This is a genomic window from Rhodocyclus gracilis, from assembly GCF_009617575.1.
Lineage (GTDB): Bacteria > Pseudomonadota > Gammaproteobacteria > Burkholderiales > Rhodocyclaceae > Rhodocyclus > Rhodocyclus gracilis.
Genome location: NZ_WIXJ01000002.1, coordinates 281,246 through 306,179, shown reverse-complemented (window position 1 = coordinate 306,179; position 24,934 = coordinate 281,246). Strand labels below are relative to the sequence as shown.

General features: G+C 62.4%; 22 protein-coding genes. All 22 read right to left on the bottom strand.

Going from position 1 to position 24,934, the window contains the following annotated elements:
* Positions 1 to 17 precede the first annotated feature (17 nt).
* Complete coding sequence (locus GHK24_RS04520) at positions 18 to 1,448, bottom strand: esterase-like activity of phytase family protein (RefSeq protein WP_167681236.1); 1,431 nt, start codon at positions 1,446 to 1,448, stop codon at positions 18 to 20.
* Between the two features lie 308 nt (positions 1,449 to 1,756).
* A complete protein-coding gene (locus GHK24_RS04515; RefSeq protein WP_153469651.1) occupies positions 1,757 to 2,245 on the bottom strand; it encodes a GDP-mannose mannosyl hydrolase in 489 nt (162 codons plus the stop codon).
* Entirely contained in the window at positions 2,232 to 2,999 is a 768-nt protein-coding gene (locus GHK24_RS04510; protein WP_153469648.1) for a WecB/TagA/CpsF family glycosyltransferase, read from the bottom strand. Before GHK24_RS04510 ends, GHK24_RS04515 begins: the two co-directional genes overlap by 14 nt.
* A complete protein-coding gene (locus tag GHK24_RS04505; protein ID WP_153469645.1) occupies positions 2,996 to 4,210 on the bottom strand; it encodes a glycosyltransferase family 4 protein in 1,215 nt (404 codons plus the stop codon). Before GHK24_RS04505 ends, GHK24_RS04510 begins: the two co-directional genes overlap by 4 nt.
* Positions 4,207 to 6,570: a glycosyltransferase family 4 protein gene (locus tag GHK24_RS13495; RefSeq protein ID WP_194286375.1), complete on the bottom strand. Its 2,364-nt coding sequence runs from the start codon at positions 6,568 to 6,570 to the stop codon at positions 4,207 to 4,209. Before GHK24_RS13495 ends, GHK24_RS04505 begins: the two co-directional genes overlap by 4 nt.
* Positions 6,567 to 7,538 (bottom strand): glycosyltransferase family 2 protein, encoded by a 972-nt coding sequence (locus tag GHK24_RS04495; protein ID WP_153469641.1) that lies wholly within the window; start codon positions 7,536 to 7,538, stop codon positions 6,567 to 6,569. The genes GHK24_RS13495 and GHK24_RS04495 overlap by 4 nt, the downstream gene beginning before the upstream one ends.
* Complete coding sequence (locus tag GHK24_RS04490) at positions 7,535 to 8,794, bottom strand: MATE family efflux transporter (RefSeq protein ID WP_153469638.1); 1,260 nt, start codon at positions 8,792 to 8,794, stop codon at positions 7,535 to 7,537. Before GHK24_RS04490 ends, GHK24_RS04495 begins: the two co-directional genes overlap by 4 nt.
* 11 nt (positions 8,795 to 8,805) lie before the next feature.
* Positions 8,806 to 10,041 (bottom strand): GH39 family glycosyl hydrolase, encoded by a 1,236-nt coding sequence (locus GHK24_RS04485; protein ID WP_167681225.1) that lies wholly within the window; start codon positions 10,039 to 10,041, stop codon positions 8,806 to 8,808.
* Positions 10,038 to 11,567 carry an O-antigen ligase family protein gene (locus GHK24_RS04480; RefSeq protein ID WP_153469632.1) on the bottom strand — a complete coding sequence of 510 codons (1,530 nt, stop codon included), beginning with the start codon at positions 11,565 to 11,567 and terminating at the stop codon, positions 10,038 to 10,040. Before GHK24_RS04480 ends, GHK24_RS04485 begins: the two co-directional genes overlap by 4 nt.
* Positions 11,564 to 12,556 carry a GDP-L-fucose synthase family protein gene (locus GHK24_RS04475; RefSeq protein ID WP_153469629.1) on the bottom strand — a complete coding sequence of 331 codons (993 nt, stop codon included), beginning with the start codon at positions 12,554 to 12,556 and terminating at the stop codon, positions 11,564 to 11,566. The genes GHK24_RS04480 and GHK24_RS04475 overlap by 4 nt, the downstream gene beginning before the upstream one ends.
* A gap of 4 nt (positions 12,557 to 12,560) precedes the next feature.
* Positions 12,561 to 13,151 carry a class I SAM-dependent methyltransferase gene (locus GHK24_RS04470; protein ID WP_153469626.1) on the bottom strand — a complete coding sequence of 197 codons (591 nt, stop codon included), beginning with the start codon at positions 13,149 to 13,151 and terminating at the stop codon, positions 12,561 to 12,563.
* A gap of 5 nt (positions 13,152 to 13,156) precedes the next feature.
* Positions 13,157 to 14,281 (bottom strand): GDP-mannose 4,6-dehydratase, encoded by a 1,125-nt coding sequence (gmd, locus tag GHK24_RS04465; RefSeq protein ID WP_153469623.1) that lies wholly within the window; start codon positions 14,279 to 14,281, stop codon positions 13,157 to 13,159.
* A gap of 3 nt (positions 14,282 to 14,284) precedes the next feature.
* Complete coding sequence (gene epsI / locus GHK24_RS04460) at positions 14,285 to 14,971, bottom strand: exosortase-associated protein EpsI, B-type (RefSeq protein WP_153469620.1); 687 nt, start codon at positions 14,969 to 14,971, stop codon at positions 14,285 to 14,287.
* 4 nt (positions 14,972 to 14,975) lie between these two features.
* Positions 14,976 to 15,872 (bottom strand): exosortase B, encoded by an 897-nt coding sequence (gene xrtB, locus GHK24_RS04455; RefSeq protein WP_153469617.1) that lies wholly within the window; start codon positions 15,870 to 15,872, stop codon positions 14,976 to 14,978.
* A gap of 24 nt (positions 15,873 to 15,896) precedes the next feature.
* The gene (gene epsG / locus GHK24_RS04450; RefSeq protein WP_153469614.1) at positions 15,897 to 16,772 is read right to left on the bottom strand and encodes a chain length determinant protein tyrosine kinase EpsG; all 876 of its coding nucleotides are present in this window, start codon (positions 16,770 to 16,772) and stop codon (positions 15,897 to 15,899) included.
* 13 nt (positions 16,773 to 16,785) lie between these two features.
* Positions 16,786 to 18,201, bottom strand: a complete 1,416-nt coding sequence (gene epsF / locus GHK24_RS04445) for a chain length determinant protein EpsF (protein WP_153469611.1) — start codon at positions 18,199 to 18,201, stop codon at positions 16,786 to 16,788.
* A 12-nt stretch (positions 18,202 to 18,213) separates the two neighbouring features.
* Positions 18,214 to 19,086, bottom strand: a complete 873-nt coding sequence (gene epsE, locus GHK24_RS04440; protein WP_209022581.1) for a polysaccharide export protein EpsE — start codon at positions 19,084 to 19,086, stop codon at positions 18,214 to 18,216.
* A 182-nt stretch (positions 19,087 to 19,268) separates the two neighbouring features.
* Entirely contained in the window at positions 19,269 to 19,802 is a 534-nt protein-coding gene (locus GHK24_RS04435) for an FxDxF family PEP-CTERM protein (protein ID WP_153469608.1), read from the bottom strand.
* 222 nt (positions 19,803 to 20,024) lie between these two features.
* A complete protein-coding gene (epsA, locus tag GHK24_RS04430) occupies positions 20,025 to 20,870 on the bottom strand; it encodes an XrtB/PEP-CTERM-associated transcriptional regulator EpsA (RefSeq protein WP_153469605.1) in 846 nt (281 codons plus the stop codon).
* Positions 20,871 to 20,899: 29 nt separating this feature from the next.
* A complete protein-coding gene (locus tag GHK24_RS04425) occupies positions 20,900 to 22,009 on the bottom strand; it encodes an EpsD family peptidyl-prolyl cis-trans isomerase (protein WP_153469602.1) in 1,110 nt (369 codons plus the stop codon).
* 453 nt (positions 22,010 to 22,462) lie between these two features.
* Entirely contained in the window at positions 22,463 to 23,083 is a 621-nt protein-coding gene (locus GHK24_RS13575; protein WP_340666100.1) for an FxDxF family PEP-CTERM protein, read from the bottom strand.
* A gap of 21 nt (positions 23,084 to 23,104) precedes the next feature.
* The gene (locus GHK24_RS04415) at positions 23,105 to 24,808 is read right to left on the bottom strand and encodes a metallophosphoesterase family protein (RefSeq protein ID WP_153469600.1); all 1,704 of its coding nucleotides are present in this window, start codon (positions 24,806 to 24,808) and stop codon (positions 23,105 to 23,107) included.
* Positions 24,809 to 24,934 lie beyond the last annotated feature (126 nt).

Here is a 24,934-nt window from a genome sequence, read left to right as displayed (position 1 = left end):
GGCGTCGCGCCCCCTTCTCAGCGCGCGCGCCGACGGCGGGCGATGAGGCCGATGAGGCCGAGCCCGGCGAGCATCAGCGCGTAGGTTTCCGGTTCGGGGATTGCGGCGATGTTTTGCCGTTGCAGGTGGGCCAGATCCTGATCGCTGAACGAGAAGACGAAGAATTTGTTGCTGCCGGCGACGCCGGGCACGAAGTCGTTGTCGTTGGCGACGTAGAGCGTGTGCTTGACGACGCCGCCGATAACGACATCTTCACCAAAGCTCAGGCCTTCGAGCTTCGCCGGAATCTGGTCGGCCGGGATGCCAAAGGCGACCAGCGCCGATTTGATATCGAGGAACAGCGTCTTGCTCGGCGCCTTGGCCAGCAAGGCGGCTTCGCCGCTCAGGCCGGAGACGTCCTGCGCGCCGCTGAGGTCAACCTTGTAGATCTGCTTGACCGCTGCGCTGGAGCCGTCGCCCAAGCCTTTGCCGTCGCGCTCGAGAACGAGGAATTCGTGGTCGTTGACTGCCAGGATTTCGCTGCTGTTGTAGTTCTTGCTGCCGATCTTGTTGTCGTAGGCGTACTGGTGCGTGGCGCCGCTGGCGATGTCGATGGTGACGATGCGGTTGGCGCGACCACCGTCGCCGCCGTCCTGGATCAGCGGGCTTTGCATGAAGCCGACGAGCGTTTTTCCGTCCGGCGTGATGGCGAGGCCTTCCATGCCTTTGTTGGCAACGCGGCCGCTGGTGTTGCTGCTGATCTCGCGGGCGCCTTGCGACGAGAGGTTGGCAACGGCGAAGGTATTGGGCAGGGCGAAACTCTTGATGCGCTCGCCGGTGAAGCGGTCGAACTGATAGACGTAGGGGCCGTATTCGTCGGAAATGAAGACGCTGCGGCCATCGTTGGCGACGCGGATGCCTTCCGGATCGAGGCGCGCGTTGGCCGGATTGAGTGAATTCTGACCCGCTGCGAAGTTATCCGAGCGACCGCTGAAGTAGTACGTGCTGGCGGTGTTCTGCGCCGGCGCGCCGCCGACGCCGTAGTTGAGCGGCGTGTGGCTGGAGAGTAGCGTCGTCGCCGTCAGCGTCGGCGTCAGGGTAAAGGCGAGCGGATGCGCGGTGCCGTAGCGCGTGTCCTGCTGCGCGCTCAGCGCCAGCGTGACGGTCTGAAAGCGCGGAATGTAGGAGGTCGTGTCGTCCAGCGCGGAATTCCATGGCGTCGCATTCGGGCCGCGATCCGGCAGAGCGAGGAAGGTGTTGTTGCCCGCCCAGGCGAGACCGGAGCCGAGGCCGCCGAGCATGTTGGCGGCGGTGCCGTTTTCGAGCGTGCCGGTCAGGCCGGAGAGGTCGGCAAAGCTGCCCGCCGAGCTACCGGAAAGGCTGCCAATGGCGATCAGATCGATCGAGGCGTGGGCGAGCGGTGCGGCAAAGAGCGAGGCCAGCGACAGCGAGAGCAGGGTCTTTTTCACGGGCAATAACTCCTGAAGGCGGGCAGGACGCCCGCGAGGGAAGAAGGGGAGAGAGGCGGTCAACCGGGGGCGGCGCCGAGATGTGCGCTGAGGGGGATGCGATGAGAACAACGGGCCGGGAGTGTGCCTTTCGCGCATGCCTGGCGCATGACGTGGGGCGTAGTCCGCTCGGCCTACGCGCGGCGGTGCAACGGGAGGGGCAAGGGGACGGGCGGGGTGGGGGGCTCGGCGGGTCGGGAGGGGCCTGCAGGTAGGTGGCGGCTCGATCTGCTCGGCAGCCGGATCGCGGGCGGCAGGGACGGCGCTCGTCACGCGCATGCGAGTCGCTCCGCTGCGAGGTAGGCTTGACTGAGCGGGTGGACGGCGGCAGCGGTGCGTGCTTCGTGCAATGACCACCAGCGCAGTTCGGCGTGCTGGCTGTCGGCGTGCGGCACCTGAAAGTCGGCGGGGACGGTGAGCGCGTAGGCGAGCACGACGTAGTGCGTCGACACCCCGATTTCCTCGGCCGAACCCGCAAAGCTGTCGGGGTAGAAATGCTCGAAATGGCCGATGGGTCGCGGCGCGCCGGGGAGGTCGGCGAGCGGCAGGCCGAGTTCGGCGGCGGTAATGCGGGCCATGGCGGCGCGTATCGTTTCGTTCTTGCGGATACGGCCGCCGGGAACGAACCAGAAGCCTTGCGCCGGCCGGTTGTTGCGCAGACCAAGAAGGACTTCGCCCGGCGCACGCAGGAGAACGAGGTCAATCGCCACCAGCGGCGTGGCCGAGACGACGTGGAGGAAGGTGTTAGCGTCCAGCATGATGGCTCACCAGTTGTTTTAGGGCGCCGAGGATGAATAGGGTGTTGGTCAGCAGATAGCGTTTCCAGAGCCGACGCGGTTCGGAGAGCAGGCGGTGCAGCCATTCAAGGCCGCGCTGCTGCATCCACAGCGGGGCGCGCGGCAGGGTGCCGGCGTGGTAGTCGAACGCGGCGCCGACGCCGATCATGACGGCCTGGATTTGCCCTCGATGTGCCGCCATCCAGGCTTCCTGCTTTGGGCAGCCAAGGCTGACCCAGACGGTGCCTGCGCCCGAGGCATTGATGCGCGCGACGTCGGTGGCATCCTCCGCAGCGGAGAGTGGCCGGAAGGGGGGCGAAATGGCGCCGGCGATCCGCAGGCCGGGGTGTGCCGTTTGCAAGCGCGTTTGCAGGATCGCCAGCGTTGTTGCGCTGCTGCCGTAGAGAAAGATCGCCTCCTCGCGCTGCGCCGCTTCGGCGCAGTACTTCCACATCAGGTCGGGGCCGTTGATGCGCTGCTGTCCGGCGAAGCCGAGCTTGCGCAGCATCCAGGCGACGGGGGCGCCGTCGGGAGTCGCCATGTCGGCGTTGGCGATGATCGTCGCAAAGCGCGCGTCCTGGCCGGCCGTGACGACCGAATGGGCGTTGCAGATGCAGACGTAGCGCGACTCACGGGCGTTTGCCCAGGTGGCGATGCGTTGCAGTGCGTCGGACCAGTGGAGGGCGTCGATGGGAGCGCCGATCACCGGCGCAGTAAGGCGTTGCGGGGTGCTCATGCGTCGGCATCCTCGTTAATGGCGCTGATGGCTTCGCGGTAAATGGCCATCAACTGCGCGTAGTTGCGTTCAGCGGAGAACTCCGCTTCGTATCTGGCGCGTGCGCGTCGCCCCATTTCCGCCAGAGCCTGCGGATGCTCACTGGCCCAGACCAGTTTTTGTGCCAGTTCATCGGCGTTGCCTGCTTCGAAGAGTAGACCGGTGACACCATCGTCGATCAGTTGCGTCAGTGGGCCGAGACGACTGGCGATGACGGGCAGGCCGCAGGCGAAGGCTTCAACGAGCGTACGCGGGAAACTGTCGTAGCAAATGCTTGGCAAGACGAGCGCGGTGGCGCGGCCCATCTCGCGGCGGACGTCTGCGCCGGAGAGGGCGCCGAGGGCGCGGATATCCGTTCGCTGCCCAATCAAGGCAGCGTCGGGGCCGGCTCCAGCGACGCGCAGTTCCTGCCCTCTTGACGCCGCCCATGCGGCGCAAAGCACGGCGATTCCCTTTTCTTCGGAGAGGCGGCCGACGTAGAGAAAACCGCTGCGCAGCGCATCGGCGGGTGGTGGGGTGAAATCGACGAAGTTGGGTTTGATGCGTACGCGTGAGGCTGGCAGTCCACCGGCGAGCAGTGTCTCGCGACAAAAGTCGTTGAGTGCGATGTAGCGGGTGACGGCGTGTCGGTAACTGCCGCGTGCCCGATGCAGCAGCAGCATGCCGCTGGCGACGGCCGATTGGGCGCGTGAGCCGCGGTAGCAGGCGTGGACGACGCTGCGCCAGGGCACGCGCCCCTTGCATTCCTCGCAAACCTTGCCGTCACGCAGGTAGATCGCTTGCGGGCAGTGCAGACGGAAATTGTGCAGGGTCTGGATCACCGGCAGGCCGGCGGCGCGGACAGCCCAGTAGGCGGCGGGAGAAATCAGCGGGAAAGTGTTGTGAAAGTGCACCACCTCCGGCCGAAAGCGCTCAATCGTTCGCGTAATCAGCACTGCTGACTCCGACGACCACAGCGTGTTGAGCGCGGCTTGCCAGCGTGGCATCGTCAGCAGTTCGTCGTTGTGGCGTTGGAAGAGTTCGACTGCATGGCCGTGTTCTCGCAGGAGTGCGTGTTCGGCGTCGACGACGGCATCTTCGCCACCGCGCTGCTGGTAGGCGTTATGTACGAGCAGTACGCGCAGTTTGTTGGTGTCGTTATCCGGCTGCGTGATGTGCGGCGACAGACTCATGCCAGCAACTCCGTCTGGGCGGCGTCCTGTAGGCCAAGGCACTGGATGATGCCGCCGCAAAAGCGTGCGGCCATGGTCTCCAGTGAGATGGACTCGATGGAGCGGGCGCAGCCTTGTTGCAAACGTCGGTACAGGCTTTCGTCAGCGAGCAGCGCAACGACGGCATCGGCGTAGGTTTCAGGGTCGTCGGCGACCATCAGACCGTTAACGCCATGCTCCAGATAGGCAACTTCGGGTGAGTGAAACTCGTAGGCCGTCGTCACCAAAGGGCGCTGGGAAACAAACGCGTCGAGGATGCCCAGACCGACCATACCCGGATTGAGCACGATGCGCGCGAGCTTTAGCAGCCTCGCTTTGTCTTGCCCGGTACGTGCGCCGAGCCAGTGAATCCAGCCATCCGCTTCGATCACGGCGTGCTCGACCGTTGCGCGCAGGGGGCCGTCGCCGACGATGAGCAACTGAAAGTCGGCGACGCGTTCGCGTATACGATGGGCCGCAGCGATGAGGAAGTCGATTTTCTTGTCGGCGTGCAGTGACGAGATGGCGAGTCCCACCGGGCCATCGCCCAGCGCCAGAGCAGCACGCGTTTCGCGCAGTTGCTCGTCCGTGATGTCGTTGAGCAGACGACGCAGAGCGCAGGTGTCGATGGAATTATTCAGGACGGTGATGCGCTTGCGGGGAAAGCCGACGTCTCCGATCAGCACGCTTTCGCTCATGCGCGTGTAGGCAAACCACCAGTCCGGGGTGAGTGCCACGCGGCGTTTGAAGTGCTCACTGAGCGAGTTGCGGTCTCTCGCCTGAAAATTGCGTCCATGCCCCCAGAAGGCGATTTTTTTGGGGCGGTGCAGCATCCCCATGACGTAGTTGAAGAGGAGACGATTTTCCTGCGTCACGACGACCAGATCGGCCGCTTGGGTCTCCGCGTGTGCGTTTTGCCAGCAGATGCGTCCACCGAGCCAGTAGCGGCAGGGGACATAGATTCCCCAGTGCAACGTGCCGGCATCATTTTTTTTCTGCTCTTCTGCCGTCGCGTCGCCGTAGACGACGATCAGGTCGATCCCAGCTTCGGCCAATGAGCGTCGCATCAACTCAAAGAGGGGAATACGGTAATGCGTCATCCGTCGCTGGATGATGACGACCCGCTTATTGCATTCGCGGCGGATCGTCGCCGGAGGTTCCGCTTGGGCGACGATGCTGGCAGGCAGGGAAGGCGTATCGCGCGTGTCTCGCCAGTGGCAGTGCTCTATCGCGTCCACCACGCCTTTTGCCGCGTGATCGAAGGTGTACGGTTGGACCAGTTCACGGCTACGCGCGGACATTGCAGCGTAGAGATCGGCCTCTGACAAGAGGCGCGTGGCGGCGTCGACCCACGCCTTGTAGTTGAGCGTAAGTACGAAGCCATTGACGCCATGACGCACGATTTCGCCCGCCGACCCGGCCTCCGGCGAAGAAATGATCGGCAGTCCGGCCGCGCACGCTTCGTTGGCGACGACTCCCCACGGATCCCATAAGGTGGGAAAGAGGAAAACACGCGCCGCGCCGTAGTAGTCGGGCAGTTCGTCCTGCTGTGCAAAGCCGGTGAAGGTGGCCGCGACTTCGCTGGCGGCCTTTTCGCAGGCGACGCGCATCTGCGCTTCCATCTCTCCCGAGCCGACGAAGATGATCGATACCTGACGCCCGAGTCGTTGAGCGACACCGCGTGCGACATCGATGGCAAATAGCGGGTTCTTCACTGCGACAAAGCGCCCGCAGAAGATGAAATCAAAGCGCTTAGGGGCCGGCGTGCCCGCGAAAAAGGCGGGATTGTTGGCGCACAGGTGTGACTTGAAAATGCGTTCGTCAGCGATGCCGTAGCTGCGATAGAGAGCGTGGCTGCCGTCGCTGGCGCCGATGAATGCGTGCGTTCGTGCGAATACGAACTGGCGCACCTGACGGTGCAGTGGACTGAGCGTGGCTTCGGAAGCCAGTGTGCCGTCGGTCATAGCGATATGTGGTAGGCCAAAGCGGCGAGCGTAGGCAAAGGCCAGCATATGCGTCGGGTTGAAGCCGGTAGTGATGACGATGTGCGGCTGATATTCGCGCAGCTTTATCCAGAGATCAGGATTGGCATGAATGAAGCGCCCGCGAAACGTTATGAATTTTTCCCGCAGGAATACTTTTGCGAACGATCCCGCTTCGACTTCCCAGGCTCGGTCTGGCTCTTTGCCGCAGCAAAAGAAGACGCAAAACTCGATACCGTTGGCGGCGGCGACACGCTCGAAGACGGGCAGGCGGTAGGGAGCGAGCAGATTCGTCACCAGCGCCACGCGTCGGCGCACGGAGGTTGTTGCTACATCCTCGTGTTCGGTGACGGCATTCATGAGCGGGGGCGCCTGACCAGGGAACGCATGGCGTGACGCTGCCGCCAGAGCGACAACACTTCTCCGCGCAGCGTTTCGGGGAGTGGCAATAAGACCATGTTGGCGAAATCGCGCAGGGCGATACCGCTCGTGGCAATGGCAATGAGGAGTTCGCGAACGAATCCCGCGCGATCTCCCAGTTCTAGAAAGAGGATCGCCCGCATGCGGTGCCAGTCGCCGCGGTACGCGTCGAGCGAGCGTCCGAACGAATGGCGTTGTGCGCCGAGTCGGCGTAGTTCGTCGCCAACGTGGTCGGGCAGTTGCGGGCGGCGGATGTCGCGGGCGGTACGCTTGCGCGAAATCGCCGGCAAGACGTAATACACGGTCGCGCGCTTGGAGTAGGCGACTTTGCCGGCGTAGGCAAGACGCGCCCAGGTGATGATGTCTTCTCCTGCCGCTACGCCGACGGGGAAGCCTCCTGTCGCCAGCAAGGCGGATTTGCTGACGGCTACGGCAGAGGTCAAAAGCGGGCGGTCCTTCCCCGCCGCGAAGCGGAAATAGTTGCCGACCTCGGCGGTTTCACTATCGATCTCGGCCTCGTTGACGCAGATTTTTCGCGTGTGGCCGGCGTCGTTGGTGATGAAATAGGCGCAGCCTAAGAGGCAAGCGTCCGGGCATCGGCCCCGCAGTTCGAGAAGCGAGGCGAGATGTTCTGGGTGCCACGAATCATCAGCGTCGAGGAAGGCTACGAGGTCGTGCGCTGCCAGTGCGACGCCCTCGTTACGGGCCGTCGAGACTCCGCCATTCGCTTTGCTGACGAAGCGAATGCGTGGGTCGGCATAGCGGCTGACGACCTCCCCTCCGTCGTCAGTGGAACCGTCGTCAACGACGATGAGTTCCCAATTGTCGACGCTCTGCGTGAGCACGGAGTCAATGGCGGCGCCAATGGTCGATCGCTTGTTGTAGAGGGGGATGACGACCGAAATCATCGCGCCTCCCGGCTCGCCAGTGCGGGCGACATGAACGTGCTCGCAATGGCCAGCAGCATGAGGACGGTACTGCCGGCGAAGACGCCCACGGCGACCATCCAGACTCCCTCGCCGATAAAGCAGTAGGTGACGGCCAACTGCACTGAGAAGCCGACGAGCGAAAAGGCAAGCCAGGCATTCTGGCGGTCGAGTGCCAGCAGCAGACGCTCGAGGACGTTGTTGGCGGCGGCGACAAGGGCGCAGAGGCAATTGAGGCAGATCACCCACGCCAGGTCGGTGTCGGCTAGGTTGTAGGCGTGGGCGATGAAGGAGGAAGTCAGGCCAATGCCGGCGGCGAGCGCCAACGTCGCCGTGAGGTTTTTGCGCATCAGTGCCCACGTGACTTCGCGCAGACGGGCATGATGGACATCGTTAATGGCGTCCGCGATCGATTTGAGCGTGACGCCTCCCCAGCTTGTTGCCGGGAGCATGATCAGGTTCATCCACTGTCCGGCAACGGCAACCACACCGATGCCGGCGGCGCCGTAAGCGGTATCGACAAGATAGATGGTGCACACCCAGTTCACGCCGCTGTTGATGGCAATGCTCAGGACACTGGGGGCCGAGCGCAGGTAGCGGGTAGCGACGATGTGCGCTGGCGTGCTGTGGTCCTCGTCTGGCGCGGTGCCTTGCGCGCGGATGGCCTGCGTGCTCAGGGTGACGAGGGCGCCGAGTGAGAGGATGATAAGGAGCAGGAAAGCACCTGCCAGCGCGTATTGGCGGACGACGAGGTACGAAAACGTGAGCGTGACCAGTGCGAAGAAAATCGCTGTCTTCGACGGCCAAGCGAATTCGTTACGGCCGTAGAGAAATCCCAACGCGACGCCGCCGACGACTTGGCTCAGGACTACGGCGACGCCCGCAGCGATCAGCAGCGGCTGTGAAGCGCTGGCGTCTGACAAGCCGAACTGATAGATCAATGCGAGTGACGCTGACGATACGCAGGCCAACAGACCGGCAATGAGGAAGCTGGCGCGGAGGACTGCCGGCGTATCCGCCTTGGCATGCTGTGAAGCAAGCAGCGTGGAATTGTTGGTGACGACGACGGCGAAGGGGTTGGAAACGGCGGTCGCGGTATTGATCAGGCCCGAATAGACGCCCAGTTCGTTTACGCCAAGCAGGCGCGAGATGATCAGCGAGGTGACGAAACCGGCGCCTCGCGTCGCCAGGTTGCCGGTCATCGTCCAGAGGCGCGGAGATAGCGCGAACGTTCCCACTATCTCTTCCTTCAGGTCCCGCGTGGCGTGATGAGCACTGGCTCAGGGCCGAGTTCGATGCGGCTGCCGGCCTTGATGTCACTACGCGTTCCGCTAAGGGTTTCGAGACTTCCGCCGAGCCATGTGGCGCGCACCGGCACGGTGAAGTTGGCAGCGGTACTCCAGAGCGCCCAGTGGCTACCGGTATCGCGCCGAATTTCGCAGAGCATGCCGGTTGGCACCAGCGTGCCGCAGCGAATGTCCGTGGCGCCTCGCATCCAGGCGGCAGCCTTCGTGTAGGCGGCCGCTGCGGGTTTGGACGTTTTGGCTTGCGTGTCAAAGAGCCCGAGATTGCCGTCATCCCAGGCGTACCAGTAGAAACGGCGCAAGCCGCTGGCCCAGCCGAGTATCAGTGCCCGCGCTACGTAGGCCGACGCTGTGCGTTGGTCAAGGGCGTGCCAGGGGACGGTCAGGGGCTTCTGCGCATTGAGGATGTACCACCCCGATTCGGTATTCCAGATCGGCATGCTGCCGAGGCCGTGGCTGGCAAGCATGCTGCGCGTGGCTTGCACCAATGGGATGATCGCTTCCGGTGCTTCGTGCGCGAGGGTGTAGTAGTGGAAGCCGATGACATCGAAGCAGCCTTTCCCGCCGCGCGCTATGTAGCTGCTCAGCCAGTCGATACCTTTTAGCTGGTAGCTCGCAGAGGGCGAGACGACGATGGCGGTGGGTGATACTGACTTGATGATCTCGTAGGCCGAGCAGTTGAGGCGGATAAGGGTATCGATGTCGCCGCTGAAGAAACCGGCATCGCTGGGCTCGTTCCATATCTCGAAAGCAGCGATCCTTCCGGCGTAGCGTCGGGCGACGGTGTCGACGTAGCGTTGCCAGTCCTCGATCTGTAGCGGCTCGGCGGCATGGCCGGGACCATAGGCCGATTGCTCGGTGGGCCGACTCGACGCCCATTGCGGCGTCAATGCCAGCGGTAACAGTAGCTCCGTGTGGGTCAGCGTGGCCATGGCGACATCGAGATCGAGACGCGTGAAATTCCAGCGCTCGCGTTCCGGCTGGAGGTCTCGCCAGGTGACGTTGGCGTCCCAGAGTCGCCACGCGCCAAACGATATATTCGGCCAGCGCGTTCCTGCATCGGCGTTGTGGATGTGCATCCCGAAATAAGCGTCGGGTATCCCTTCGCCTGCGCGCGCCATGCTGACAAGGCTCAGGGCGAGGGTGAGCAGCAGGAGGCGGATCGTCCTGTGTGGCTTCATCCGTGTGCCTCGCCGGGGCGTCGTACGCTGGTGTTCGTCGACGCGCGCCATGGAACAGAGTCGTCAGCGATCACAGGGCGCGACTTTCGGTGCGCGAGGGCGGTGCAGCTGCCTGCCAGACAACTGAGGGCGATCAAGGACGGGCTGGGCATCCCCGCGAAGGCTTTCTCCATAAGTCCGCTGACGAGGCAGAAAACGAAGCAGCGGCGCATGAAGAGCACCATCGGCCAGTCGGTGGATGGCGTACCGCCGCTCGCTGATGAGGCGTCGGGTTTCTTGAGTCGCCACAGACGCCAGCCCAGTGCGACGAGGAACAGGAGCAGCAACGTGGTGCCGACGATGCCGAAGCTGATCAGGCTTTCCAGCAGCCAGTTGTGCGCGCTTTCGTGAGTGTTGCCCCAGCGGTCGGCGTAAGCCTCAGGAATGACGATGCGTGGGCTGCCGAGACCAAAACCGATCCAGGGGCTCTCCAGCCATTTATGCGTTACGGCGGCCCAGATATCGCTACGGCCAGTGAACGACGTGATCTCTGTCACCCGGCCCGTGCGCGAGATCAGCGCGGCAAGCTCGGAGAGCAGACTGTCGACGACGCCCGGCTGATACAAGGACCAAATTGCCACAGACCCCAGCAGCAGCGCAACGATGGAGACCAGCACATTGCCGAGCGCGGCGACGACGAGGATGCCCGCGATCAGGCCAAAGATCGAGGCGCGGCTTTGGCTCATGAGCAGCGCCGCAGCAAGGAGAACGAGCGTGATGGCGAGGACGAATCGTTTTGCCTTGGTCGCGTCGGACCAGTGGTAGATGCCGAGCAGGATGCCGATGCTCATGATTGGGCCGAGGCTGTTGCCAGAGCCGGTCGCGCCGCGCAGGCGGTTCGGCCCGGCGACGATGTCGATGGCCATTTGCGGTGCGACGAAATAGAGCGTCAGGGAGAGCATCCCCATCACGACGCAGGCGAGAAAGATGCCCCCCCACATGCGGGTGAGTGTCGCTCGATCCCATGAGCCGATGACGCCGGCGAACGTGGACAGGGCGAGCAGCGCGCAGCCGCTGCCCACGCCCAACAGCATGGCCTTGGAGTAGAAGGCGCTGGCGAAGGCATACAGCGTGTAGGCGAAAAAGAGCAGGAGCAAGGCGTCCTGCGGCAGTTTTTTGGCGCCGTTAGCCAGACCATACGTCAGCACGAATACCCAGGCGACTCCCTTGAGTACGGACTGGATGTCGAAGCTGCCGCCGCTCACATAGCCGGAGCGGAGGGTCAAATCCATGACCAGAAAAACAAAGCCGATCATGGACACCGGTAGCCACGTCGAGCGATTACGCAAGACGCCGATCCAGGCGATGGAACCGACTCCCAGTGCGATCAGGAAAATCGGTAGCTGTACAAAAAACAGTCCCGGATCGTTGAAGTACCAGCCGAGTGTCGTGCCGCCGATGGTCGCCGCCAGTACCGCGAACCAGCCGGAGAGATCGGCGTGGTGCGCGTCGGCTCCAAGTTTCTGGGCGGCCAGGGCGTGCGTCATGAACGCGTCTGCTGTTGCAGGAAATCCGCGTAGGACGCACGCAGACCGTCGGTCAGCGGGGTTTTTGGCGTCCAGCCGAGCGAACTGAGGATCGAAGTGTCGAGCAGTTTCTGTGGCGTACCGTCCGGTTTGGTCGCGTCGTAGCGGATACGCCCCTGGTAGCCCGTCGTGTGCTGGATCGCCTCGGCCAGTTCACTGATCGTCATGTCCGAACCGACGCCGATGTTGACGATGGGAGGATGTGCGATCTCGGTAGCGTTCTCGCGGGTGGTGTGGCCAAGAAGCTCAGCGAAACGTTCAGACGGAAGGCGCATCAGATAAACGCAGGCATCTGCCATATCGTCGCTGAAAACGAATTCTCGGCGCGCGCGACCCGTGCCCCACACCAGCACCTCGGCGGCCCCCGTTTGCTTGGCGGTGTGGAATTTTCGAATCAGCGCCGGGATGACGTGACTATGTGTCAGGTGGTAATTGTCGCCGGGGCCATACAGATTGCTCGGCATGACCGAAAGGTACTGTGTGCCATATTGCCGGTTATAGCTCCAGCACATTTCGATACCGGCGATCTTGGCGATGGCGTAGGGGCGGTTGCTGGGTTCAAGCGGTCCCGTCAGCAACGATTCTTCACGAATTGGTTGCGCGGCGAGTTTGGGATAAATGCAACTCGAGCCGAGAAAGAGAAGGCGGCGGACGCCGTGCTGATAGGCGGCGCCAATGACATTCGTCTGGATGTTGATGTTATCCCGGATAAACTCCACCGGAAACTCCTGGTTGGCGAGAATCCCCCCCACCTTGGCGGCTGCGAGAAATACGACATCCGGTTTTTCAGAAGCGAAGAATTTTTCTGTCGCTTGTTGATCGGTGAGGTCAAGCTCGTCATGGGTGCGAACGACGATATTGCTGAACCCGTCGGTAAGCAGACGACGGAGAATCGCCGAGCCGACGAGGCCGCGATGTCCGGCGATATAGATTTTTTCGTGCTTCTTCATCTGCTTATTTAATTGCTTCAACAAATAGTGAATCAGGTCGGTTATCCATTTTCTCTACATCCGGGCATCGGCCTTGCTTATAGTGCTGTCTCTGAATAGAGGAAAATCCAACCGAATGGAGAAGTGCGCTCAAACTGTCGAAGTTGTACATGAAGTGATGCATGTTTTTTTCTGAGGTTTCGTTTGCCTCAAAAAAACCGATGGCCCAGTCCAGTGAATGTTCTGGAAGATAACGTGAGATATATGCATCCAAATCGGGGACGGAGAGGCGAATCACACCGCCTGTCTTGAGACAACGGTAACTTTCCTTGAGGCAGTTCCGGGCGCCATGCAGAGGTAGGTGTTCGAATACATGCGAGGAAAATATGGCGTCAAAACTGCCACTGCCGTAACGCCAGGGCTTCGTGACGTCGAGATACTCGACTTTCCGGAAGACGCCCCGCTGATGTTCGACGAGACGCTGGTCGCTCATCTTGCCGAGCGCGTGAATAACGCGCGCGAGCCCTGGAATGCGCGAAATATGTACGTGCGGGGTGACATCGGTATTGATCCAGCCCTCACGCGGGCAGTTGAAAGCGCCAAAGTGAAGCCGCATGATTCCTACTCGTTATAGTCAAACGTTGTGTATCCGTGCTTTTTGACGAGTTCGTCACGCTCGGCGCTTTTAAGGTCTTCGGTGACCATTTCAGAGACCAGTTCGGTAAAACTTGTTTTGGGCGCCCAGCCGAGTTTGGCGTGTGCCTTCCGTGGATCGCCGAGTAGTGTTTCCACTTCGGTCGGGCGGAAATAGCGTGGGTCGACGCGGATGATGGTTTTTCCATCCGGTGTGCTACCGGTTTCGTTGACGCCACTTCCCCGCCAGGAGATTTTCAAACCAAGTGCTGCTCCGGCGATCTCGACGAGGTGACGAACGCTGTACTGCACGCCGGTGGCGATCACAAAATCGTCTGCGTGGGCTTGTTGCAGCATCAGCCATTGCATTTCGACGTAGTCGCGCGCATGTCCCCAGTCCCGCAGGGAATCGAGATTGCCCAGATACAGGCAGTCCTGCAGGCCGAGTTTTATCCGGGCGAGGGCGCGGGTAATCTTGCGCGTGACGAAGGTTTCTCCACGCAGCGGTGATTCATGGTTGAAGAGAATGCCGTTGCAGGCGTAGATGCCATAAGCCTCGCGGTAATTTACGGTGATCCAGTACGCATAGAGCTTGGCGACGGCATAGGGGCTGCGTGGATAAAACGGTGTCGTCTCCCGTTGTGGCGTTTCTTGAACCAGACCATAAAGCTCGCTGGTCGAGGCCTGGTAAAAACGGGTTTTTTTCTCCAGTCCGAGGATGCGAATCGCTTCGAGCAGACGCAGGGTGCCAATGCCGTCGGCGTTGGCTGTGTATTCCGGCGTGTCGAAGCTGACGGCGACGTGACTCATGGCGGCGAGGTTATATAGCTCGTCTGGCTGGACTTGCTGGATGATCCGTATCAGATTGGTGGAATCCGTCAGATCGCCGTAGTGCAGGATGAAATTCCTGTGTGATACATGCGGGTCCTGGTAAAGGTGATCGATCCGGTCGGTATTGAATAGCGAGGCACGTCGCTTTATGCCATGAACGATGTAGCCTTTTTGCAGGAGAAAGTCGGCGAGATAGGCGCCATCCTGCCCGGTAATTCCGGTAATCAGGGCAACCTTGCCGTGGCCAGAGAGTAAATCGCCAGTCGGGTGTGAGCTGTTCATGGGTTAATTGCTTTCCAGTGAGCCGATGAGTCGTTGCTGGCTTGCAGGGCTGAGAGCGTTCAGCATCTGCGCGGCGAATCCGTTCTGGATCTCATAGGCTTTGTCTGTGTCGTGATCGATGGACGAAATTCGAACCAGCAGACCGTCCGGTATCTTTCCGGTGAGGCCGTAACCGATTTCGACGAGTTTGCGGTTGAAGCGGCTGCGTACGACGTGATCGCCGATCGTCGTCCAATACGTCACTGGTTCGCTGCGCTGGCCGAGGGTGGCGAGAATGCGTGTGGCGGGGATGCTGCCGCCGGCGAGGGCGAGGGTTCCGCTGCTCTTACGTTCCAGCGTGAAACCCTGCGCCGGATAGCAGATCTCCGGCTTATGGACTTTCATCGTGCTGCTTTGCTCGCTGCCATAGGCGATGGCGAGCATGATCCGGTAGCCATCCGTGTTGACGTAGGTGCGTGAGAGCGTCTGGTTGTAGATCTTTTCGAGCAGTTCTTTTTGCTGCGGATCCGCGATGACGGCAGGGGCTTGCGTGTCTTCGTGCCAGTTGTCGAAGGCTCGCGGAATCATCGTTTCAAGATCGACCTTCGGCCCTTGGTCGGCGATTTTCTGTGAAGGGCGCAGGGCGACGGCAATGCCTGAGGTGGCAAGCATCAGGACGAGCAGGATGAGGTTACGCAGCCAGACATTCATGGCATCAACGCCGGGCCAAAGGGCTATCGGCTTGCCGATGACGCCGTGTGGCGGCATGTAGCAGGGAATCGACGCCGATGATCAGCAGCAGTGCGGTGAGGAACAGCACCATGCCGGCGAAACCATGCAGAAATCCTTGGCCCGCTTCATCGCCGAAGTGATAGGTGATGAGCGTCAGGACCATCACGCGGATGACGTTCGCCGTGAAGGAGATCGGCACGATACAACAGGCCAGCGCGACGTTGCGGAACAGCGAGTCGTGCCGGACGACGTTGAGGTAGAGCAAGCCGAGCGCTTCAAGGGTAAAAAGCGTGTGCAAGCCGGCACAGGCGTCGGCGACGAGCAACTTGTACTGGCCGATCTGCAGAATGACGCCGCTGCGTGCGATGGGGTAGCCAAGCCAGAAGAGCACTTGTTCTGCTGCGTAGGAGACGGCCATCTTCATCGGCATGGTGACGGTGTCGACGAAGGCGCCAGGTAGCGGAATCATGAACAGCATGAAAAAGAGGGCAAACCATTGCGCTTTCAATGCCTGTGGCCCGCGGGTGAGGAGCAGGATGGCAGCCAGCAGCCAGATGACCGAACCGACTTCGACCAGTTGGATGTCCTGCGATCGCCCCACCGCGTAAAGCGCGAGGCCAATCAGGAAAAGCGGCCAGCCAGCTAATGAACCACGGCTGTGTTCGCTCGCCTGCCACATCGCCGGCCACTTGCGCCAGGCGAGCCAGCAGGCGATGCCAAGGACGATGGGGCCATGCTTTTGCTCGTCGCTGCTCCAGATGCCCTGAAACAGATCGACCAGCGTCGGCAGGTAGAGCGCGAGCAGACCGGCGACGATGGGCAGCCAGACCAGCCAGCGCGCGTCGTCGCGTTGCGTCAGGAAAGGGGCGTCAATGGCCATGGGATGTGTGGAGTCGTGCGAGGCTCAGAGGTCGTTCAGCACCGATCCCACCAGCGTCGCCCCGGCCTGCTGCAAGTGACGGGTGAGCGTCGTGAGCTGCGTGACGCTGCTGACGTTCTTGCGGGCGAGCAGCACGGCAGCGCCCGCGCGTACGGCGATGGCTTGCGCTTCGGCGCACGTCGCAGCGGCGGGCGTGTCGAGGATGACGACGTCGACGTCGCGGGCGAGTGAGGCGAGCACTTCGGCAAACTGCGGCCGACCTAGCAGCTCTTGCGGATTCGGCGGCACGGCACCGGCCGGCAGCACCGACAGCGAGCGCAGGCTGGGCAGGCGGACGACCGCTTCTTCGCCATTGCGACCGGCGAGCAGGCCGGAGAGCCCCTGGCTGTTGCCGAGCTTGAAAAGCTCGTGCTGGCGAGGCTGGCGCAGGTCGGCGTCGATCAGCAGCGTGCGTTCTCCGAGTTGCGAGAAGACGATGGCGAGATTGGCGGCGATGAAGCTTCGGCCTTCGCCGCTGCCGGGGCTGACGATGGCGAGGCAGCGGTTGTTGGCTTCAACGTCGAACCAGCGCAGCATCAGCTGGCTGCGCAGGGCGCGCAATTGTTCGACCGTCGGGCTGTGCGGGGCGTAGGCGGCGACCAGTTCAGTGCTCAGGCTGCTGTCGCCGGCCGGCAGGTAGGGATAGTCGAACTGGTAGGAGAGGGCGAAGCGGATGTCGTCTTCGGTGAGTAGTCCGAGTTCGATGGCGGCGTCGCCAAAGCGTTTGCCCTGTTCTTTCTGCACGCGAAGGATGCGCTCGGCGTTGTCGGCGGAAAGCCGGCCGGCATCGATGAGCAGGGCGCCGATGGAGGTGCTGCCGCCCGGCGTCTTGGCAAAAACGGAAGGTTCCAGAAGTTGCATGATCGGGCTCCGGTCAGCGCGCGAGGGCCAGCGGCCGTTTGCGCCAGGCAAAGAAAGACAGCAGCGTTTCGCGCAGCGTCGGAGGCGCGTGCGTCGAGCCGATGCTGGCGAGGAGGGGCAGCTTGATGGCGTCGCTCAGATCGGCGGCGGAGCGGATGCGGCGATTGCCGAGTTCGAGCGCCATTGCGGCACCGACGCCGAGCAGGGTGCCGATGAAGACGGACAGGATGAGGTTGAGGAGAAGCTTCGGCGACGACGCTTCGGGCGGCTCGATGGCGGGGTTGAGCACCGCCAGATTGGTCTGCACCGACTGGCTTTCGAGGCGCGTCTGCGAGGCGCGCTGGCTGACGGCCTCGAAGGCACGTTGCGCGGTTTCGACGTCGCGCTTGAGGACGTTGATGGCGTCGCGTTGCTGGCTGATGTCGAGGAGGCGCGCCTTTTGCGCGTCGATGGCTTCGAGCAGCTCTTTTTCCTTCTGTTTGCCGACTTGATACGAGGTGCTGAGGCTGCCGGAAATCTTGCTCGTTTCGACGGCCAGTCGCTCTTTCAGCGAGACGATTTCGGAGGCGTTGCGCACCGTCTGCGGGTGGTTCTTGCCGAGGTTGATGCTGCTTTCCTGCTGCTTGGCTTCGAGGCGGGCGATGTCCGATTTCAGGTTGTTGATGAGCGGGTTCTGGATCACTTCGGTCAGCGTTTCGGAGCCGCCCGCCGACTTTTGCTTGCTGTGGCTGTCGCTGGTCTGCGCCTGCACGTTGGTGAGCTGGCTGGAAAGCTCGTTGAGCTTGGCCGTTTCGTAGTCGAGGCGCTCGTCGGTGGCGACGATGCCGGTCTTCTGCTGATAGGCGGAGAGCGCCGCCTGCGCCGCTTCAAGCTTGCTGCGCTGGAGCTTGGTCTGCTCGTCGAACCATGTCGAATACTGGCGGGCCGGCTCGACCTTGAGTTCGAGGCTGACATCGATGAAGGCCTGGGCGAAGGCGTTGGTGACGGCGGCGGCAAACGCCGGGTCGCTGCCGCTGAACGAGATGTTGATGACGTTGCTCTCGCGCGACGGTTTGACGTTGAGCTTCTTCTGCAGCAGTTCGCCGAGCCAGGAGACGAGGTCGCCACGCCCTTCGGTGGCTTCCTGCCACTGCGCGCGGATCTTCGGGTTTTCGTCCATGTGCAGCAGCTTGACGACGCGCTGGGCGACGCGGTCGCTGTTGACGATGTCGACCTGCGTGGCCATGTAGCCCGGTGCCATGAGCCCCGGCAGCACCATGCCGGCGACCGGATCGGGCGATTTCACGTCGAGCACGACGGCGGTGCTGGCGGTGTATTGCTTGGGGAGCAGCAGGCTGACGATGAGCGTCAGGGCAACGACCCCCAGCAGCGTGTAGAGGATGATGCGGGCGCGGGCGCGCAGGATGAGCAGGAACTGTTGCAGTGTCATGCCGGGCGTTCCTTAAAAGAGACTTTCGCGGACGTAGATCACGTCATTGGGCAGGACCGGATCGGTCAGCTTGGGCGAGATTTTTTCGATGCTGCCGTCGGCGCTTTTGCGATGCAGCCGCAGCCACCATTCGCTACCGCGGATCGTCGGGCCGCCGCCCATTGCCAGCGCCTGCATGACGGTCATGCCACGCTCGACGCGGTAGGCACCGGGGCGCTGCGCTTCGCCGTAGATGTAATAGACGGGCGCGCGGTGGACGTAGATGCTGTCGCCGCCGGCAACGGTGATGTCGTCCTGCGAGTTTTCGTCGAGATAGAGCGACGGAACGTCGATGACCTTGCGGTAGGGCTTGCCGTCGCGCAGGCCGATCAGGATGGCGATGTCGTCACCACCGACGGTCGCGCCGCCCGCCGCAGCGAGCATGTCGCTGACGCGGGTGTTGGTCGTTTCGAGCGGGAAACGTCCGGGCCGGTTGACCTGGCCGAGCACGGCGACCTGATTGCCCCGCACTTGCAGCAGGACAATGTTGACCTGCGGTTGCTGCACGAAGCCGCCCAGGCGCAGGGCGTCGGCAATGGTGCTTTCGGCCTCGGAGATCGCCAGTCCGCCGAGCTTGACGGCGCCCACCAGCGGATAAGTGATCGTGCCCCCTTCGGCGACACGCGCCTCGATGGTCAGATCGGGATTCTGGAAGACCTGCACGCGAATCGCGTCGCCCGCGCCAAGGCGGTAGTCGGCGCTTGGGTCGGCCGCGCGCGTCAGCGGCGCCAGCAGCGTCAGCAGGGCAAACAGCAGTACAGAGAGTAAGCGTGGCATCGTCGTCGATTCAAAAACAGGGCGGTGAAAGGAAATCGTGGCGTAAGCGCCCCATTTCTGATGCTTCATGGGGCTCCGGCGGGGTCCGGAGATGGTACGAATTCTTTGTTACCAGACCATTGCTCTGTCGATATGCGAATGGAAATAAATGTTGGTAAATAAAGCGCTTTTAATGAAAACGGCGACTTGCGTCGCCGTTCGCAGGTCGTGTGTGCCAGTACTACCGGTGGCAGGACGTCCGGTGGTGATGCTCAGGCACCCAGCGACCGGCTGCGCCGGCGAATCATGGTGCCGATCAGGCCAAGCCCGGAGAGCAGCAGCGCCCATTCGCCGGGTTCGGGCACCGGCGTGGCAACCAGCGAGAAGATGTAGGAGCCACCGCCCGTGCCGTCCACCTTGCCGCGCACGTTGAAGAAGTAGTCGCCGCTGCTGAGCTTGAAGTAGTCGTGCTCGATGTTGTTCAGCGAGACTGAGGTGCCGATGCTGGTCGCCTGCTTGGATCCCGGAATGCCCGAGAAGAGCTGGAACGTTCCGCCAGTGATGTTCGAGAACTTCGTGAAGTTGAGCGCCACGCCCTGTGCGGCCAGGTCGGCGGCCGGATTCAGCGTGAACGTGAAGAGGTCCTCAAACGTGCCCTTCACCTTGTAGGTGACGGTGTCGGCAAAGCTGGGGTTCACGCCAAGGTCGTAGGTCGTGGCGGAGGCCTGAAGCGGGGCCAGCGAGGCCGCAGCGAGGCCAAGCATGACGGCAACGCCGACTGCCTTCTTGCGGAGCGAGTGAGTCATGGTCAGGTTCCTTGAAAGTAGGGATTAAGGAGAAAAAAACGGGGCAATGCTCCTTGATCCTAGGTAGTTTTCGCGTTCCGCGAAATGGCCTTATCAGACTCGTAAAAACATAAGAAATGGTTAGATAAGTTGTTAGTAGCTCTTTTGCGCTACAACATAAAGTAATAAACGAATGTCAGTTATTTTTAATGTGTTGCGCGTATGTCGCGCTGCTATTAAAAATCAGATCGCGAGGATGAGCGCCTTGTACTTGGCGACAGCCTGTGCGCGGTTGAGAACGTCGAGTTTCTTGAAAATCCGCTTGAGGTGGTTTTTCACCGTAAACATGCTGATGTCGAGGATCATGCCTATCTCGGGGTTCGTCTTGCCCTTGCTCACCCATTCCATGATTTCCAGCTCGCGCGGCGAGAGCGTGGCGGGGCCGCCGTCGTTGCTGGCGTCGGCCTGCGGTTTTTCGCCCTGCAGTTGGGCGCTGGCCAGGTGCGTCACCTGGCGTTGCGCAGTGTCGAGATAGGGCAGGAGCAGCGAGATCGCTTCGAGTGCCTGCGGCGATTGCAGGGAGCGGCCGCCGAGCAGCACATAAAGGCAATCGTGGCGACGGCGTTCGTCCTTGATGCCGTGCACGAGGGCGCTATCTGCCTCGCTGTCGCCGGCGCACGCCCGGTGCAGGCTACGCAAGCTCTGCCAGCCGAAAAGGCTGGAGGTGATGGTCATGTGGAAGGGCTTGCGGCGATTGCCGATCCAGCGTTCGAAGAGCCCTTGCAGCAGCGGTAGAACGGCGCGCTCGTCCGGGCGCGCGACATGGGTGCCGTTGGCCGAGAGGATTTCGTAGTGGATCAGCCCGCGCGAGAAGTCTCCCCAGACGATGATCAGCGCCTCGTGTGAGAGGAAGGACTGCACGTCGCCGCGCAGCCAGGCGAGTAGCTCGATCGGCAGACGGATATGCGAGACCGCTTCCAGCGTCGCGAAGAAACGCCGGATCTCCGACATCGACAGCCGGTCGAGAAAACTCTCGGTGCCGGGGGCGGGGCGTCCGGTGGGAGCGATGATGGTGGCGGTGCGTGTCATGGGGTTGTCTCGTGATGGTGCTGGCGGGCCTACTTGAGGCCTGCCATACCCTTTTCCATCGCCGCGGCGTTGCTGCTGGTCTTGCCGGTGGCGCTGGGGAGAGCGGAGGTGGGAGGGGCGGTAGAGGCCGACGCAGCCGTGGGCTTGCCTGCGGCGATGGTCGAGCCGTCCGGCGTGCTGCCGGTGGGGGCAGTGGAGGCGCTTTGCGTGGCGGCGGGGGCGCCTGCGGTCGGGGCGGCGTTCGCGGTGGGCGGCGTGACGGGCTTGCCGTCGTTGGCGGCGGTAGGTGCTGCGGCGGCCAGCGGCGTGGCGAATTCGCCAACCAGCTCGATCTTGGCCTGCTGGCGCAACTGCTTGATCTCGTTGTTCGAGAGATCGATTTTTTTCTGGTTGTTCAGGAATTGCTGGATGAAGGGCGTCGCGGCCTTGAGGTCCAGCGGCATCGAGCGCGAGGCGAGCAACTGGGTGACGAGAACGCCGTCGCGCGCCGGAATGACGGCGATCTGCCCGTCCTTCATCTGGTGAAAGCGGGGCAGGAGATCGAGCGGCAGTTGTTCTGCGGCCTTGGTGGTGTTGTCGGCGGCGAAGGGAATGTTCTCGCTCTTCAGCCAGGCGGCAATATCGCCGAGGCTTTTCGCTTTGCCCAGTTGCTCCTGCAGGCGCGGCACCAGATTGGGCGTCGCGGCGATGGTGAGCTCTTGCAGATTGAAGATGCGCCGTTCGGAGAAGAGTTCGGGGCGCTTGGTGTAGAACTCCGAGACCTCGGCTGCTGTTGCCTTGGGCGCATTCGCGGTGGTGCTTTCGAGGGTGGCGCGGGCGATGATTTCGCGCCGCGTCGCCTCGATTGCCTTCATGACCTGCGGATCGCGGTCGATCTTCTGGTCGATGCCTTTCTGCACCAGCAATTCCTGATCGATGAGGTGGTCGAGCACTTGCCGGCTGGCCGCTTTGACCTGTTCCGGCGGCAGGTTGCCGGCGCGGGCGAGCGCGTCGTTGACCTGATGCACGGAGATTTCTTCCTTGTTAACCTTGGCAGCGACCTGCGTGCCGGCTTTCTTGTCGTCGTTACACGCGGCGAGGGCGAGGACGAGGACAGAGAGGGTGAGGATGGCGGGACGTGAAGCGTGGCGGATGGGCATGACGGTCCTTGAGGGGCGCGAGGGAGAAATGCACGGCGGCAGCGGCTGCCCGTAACGGGCGCGTGATGACAAGTGCTGCGTGGCGAGCTTCTCCTTTCAGGAAAATTTCGTGACGTCGGCATTGCCGGCCAACGGACGTAACCGGGTGCGCCCCAGCGGTCGGGGCGGCGAGTTCAGTAAGGGGAGCGACCTTCTTCGGCGCCAGGTGGAAAGCGCTTCAAAGGCAGTGCGGACGAGTCTTTGCAGGGGATCGTAGAGGCGTGTCCAGCCTGTCGAAGACCTACGACACGCGGCGCTCCATGTCACCCGCCGCGAATGATGACGATGCTACATTGCATGCGTTTGTCACCCTATAGTCCGGGCGTAGTCCGAACATCCTATTGACCTGGAATATTGCTGGCTGCACGCGACGGATGCGCGCGTGCAGCCTTGTCGGCGTGTTGCCCTCCTGCTTCAGACGAGGCCTGCGCGGGGACGGCGGCGAGCCAGTGCACCCAGCAGTCCAAGCCCGGCGAGCAGCATCGCGTAGCTCTCGGGCTCCGGTACGGCGGTGACGTTGATGTTGTCGAACTGGTGGTAGCTGGCCATGTTGCTCCAGCTCACCGCAGCGAGATGCTCGAAGTCGCTGCCGAAGGTAAAGGTCTGTGCTCCGCTGCCGGGCAGGCGGTCGTCGATGTGGATGACGCGGCTGATGATCGTGTGGTCGGTGCGCAGGGCGGTGAAGGTGATGTCGGCGCCGTCCGGCGTCAGCCCCGGATACAGGGTGACCATGTCGATCGAGCGCAGGGCGAATTCGCCCTGGCTGACCAGACTCAGGCGCGTGATGCCGGCGTCGTTGTCGTTGATCAGCGCCGTCGAACCGCTGAAGAAGGGGTTCTGGCTACCGTAGGTCGAGAAAGGGAAGTGTCCGAGGTTTTCCAGCCGGTAGCCTTTCTCGATGTAGCTCGCGCCCAGGTCGTGAATCAGGTCGTCGTTGTTCGCCAGCGTTTCAAAATCGAGCACGGTGGCGTGGGCGGCGAGGGCATAGCCTTGAACGAGAAAGCCGATACCGATGGCGATCAGGGTCTTTTTCACGAAAATGTCTCCAACGAAGGGTTAAACGATGCGGGCGACGTATTCGCCATCGCGGTTGAGTACGGCCCACACGGTGTGGGTACTCGGATCGATGCCGTAGGTGCCCAGCGCGTAGCCGGCGCGCCAGCGACCAATGACGAGTTTCTTGCTGCCGCCTGCGTTGAGATCGACGGCATTGACCCAGCGCCCGTCAGCGTTTTTCGCCGCGAGGCAAAAGCCGGTGCCAAGCTGCGTCGGGCGAACGAGCGTCGGGTCGTACGAGAGCGACAGGACGTAGGTGTCCGTCACGTAATCGGCGTCGCTGTTGGGCAGGGGGCCGCTCAGCGCGGCGTTCCAGAGGTCGAGGTTGTTGTCGAGACCCGAGAGCTTGAGGACGGCGCTGGCCGCGCCGGCGGGCATGGCTTTCCAGCCGGTTTTGACGGTCTTGATTTCCTTGCGCCCATAGATATCGACGTCGTCGGGTCGGTCAGCGTTGCCGCCGTCGAGGATCTTCGCCACGGTTCCCTGATAGCTGTCTTGCACGCTGGTGTAGCTCTGATTCGGGGCGATGGCGAACTGTCGGCCATTGAGGCTGTAGCCGAAGCGCTCGCGGCGGTAGAACTGGTAGCTGCTCGGCGAGGCGAGAAGATCGATGTCGCCGTAATCGGCGCCGTGGCTCGACGAGTAGAACTCGACCGTGACGCTCGGCCCGTCGACGGTGAAGAGGTAGTAGCCGATGGTGAAGAGTTCGCTGGCGATGACGCTTTCGCGCCCGGCTGTGTCGTTCTTCGGCGTTTTCGGGATGTAGAACTTGTAGCTGTTCGAGGCGCAGATGATCTGCTCGGCCCGTGCGGTGCCATCGGGGCTGGCGACCTGCGAGCGGTGATGCATGTGGTCGTGGCCGCCGAGCGCGTAGCCGACGCGGTTGGCTTGCAGGCTGGCGATGAAGGCATTGCGGCTGGCCGGATTGCTGCCCGGATCGGCGCCGAAGAGACAGTCGGTATGGTTCTGACCGATCAGGTTCTTGTGCGCGAGGACGAAGGCGTGCGTGTCGGTGCTGCGATTCGCCAGCGTCTGATCGATCCAGGCGAGTTGGTCGACGATGTTGGTATTGGCGTTGCCGCCGGTGCCGTCGCGGCGCGTGAACTGATCGAGCAGGACGAGTCGGACATTGCCGACATCGATGGCGTAGCTCAGGCCGAGCAGACCGGGGGTCGCGCTATTGACGATGCGGTCGAGCATACCGACGTTGTTGCCGCCGCCGGTCGTCTGCGGAAAGAGGGCGGGGATTTCGCTGGCCGCCTTCTGACTGGCTTCGTGGTTGCCGCGCAGGGGGAAAAACCCGATGCCCGCGTCGTACAGCGCCTGCGCCGCCCAGGCCCGGTAGGGCAGGGTGCGGATGGCTTTCTTGCCGGCGTTGCCGAACGGGTCGTTGGTGTAGCTCGGCGGGCAGTCCCAGGATTCGCTATCGACGAGATCGCCGACCTGCACGACGAATTTGGCTCCGTGTTCAATGAAACGCTGGTTCAGCGCAGAGATGATGTTGATGGCGCAGCTTGCAGGATTGGCGGGGTCGCTCGTCTTGTTGCTCCACTGCGTGTCGGCCATGACGCCGAAGCACCAGGGCGTCGACGCGCCCGATTCCGCCGCGATGGCCTCCCGGATCAGGGCAGTCATGCTGCCGCCACTCAGGAGCAGACCGCCGACACCGATGGAGCCTGACTTCAGAAATGCACGCCTATCCATAAAGCCTCCGCAAAAGTGGGTGGAATCCCGGCGCGCCTGGCTTTATCGCTGACTCCGCCCGCGCCTGGCCGTACTCCTTGCCGTGACCGAGGGCGCTTCACCGGCCTTTCTCACCCGCCAATGCCG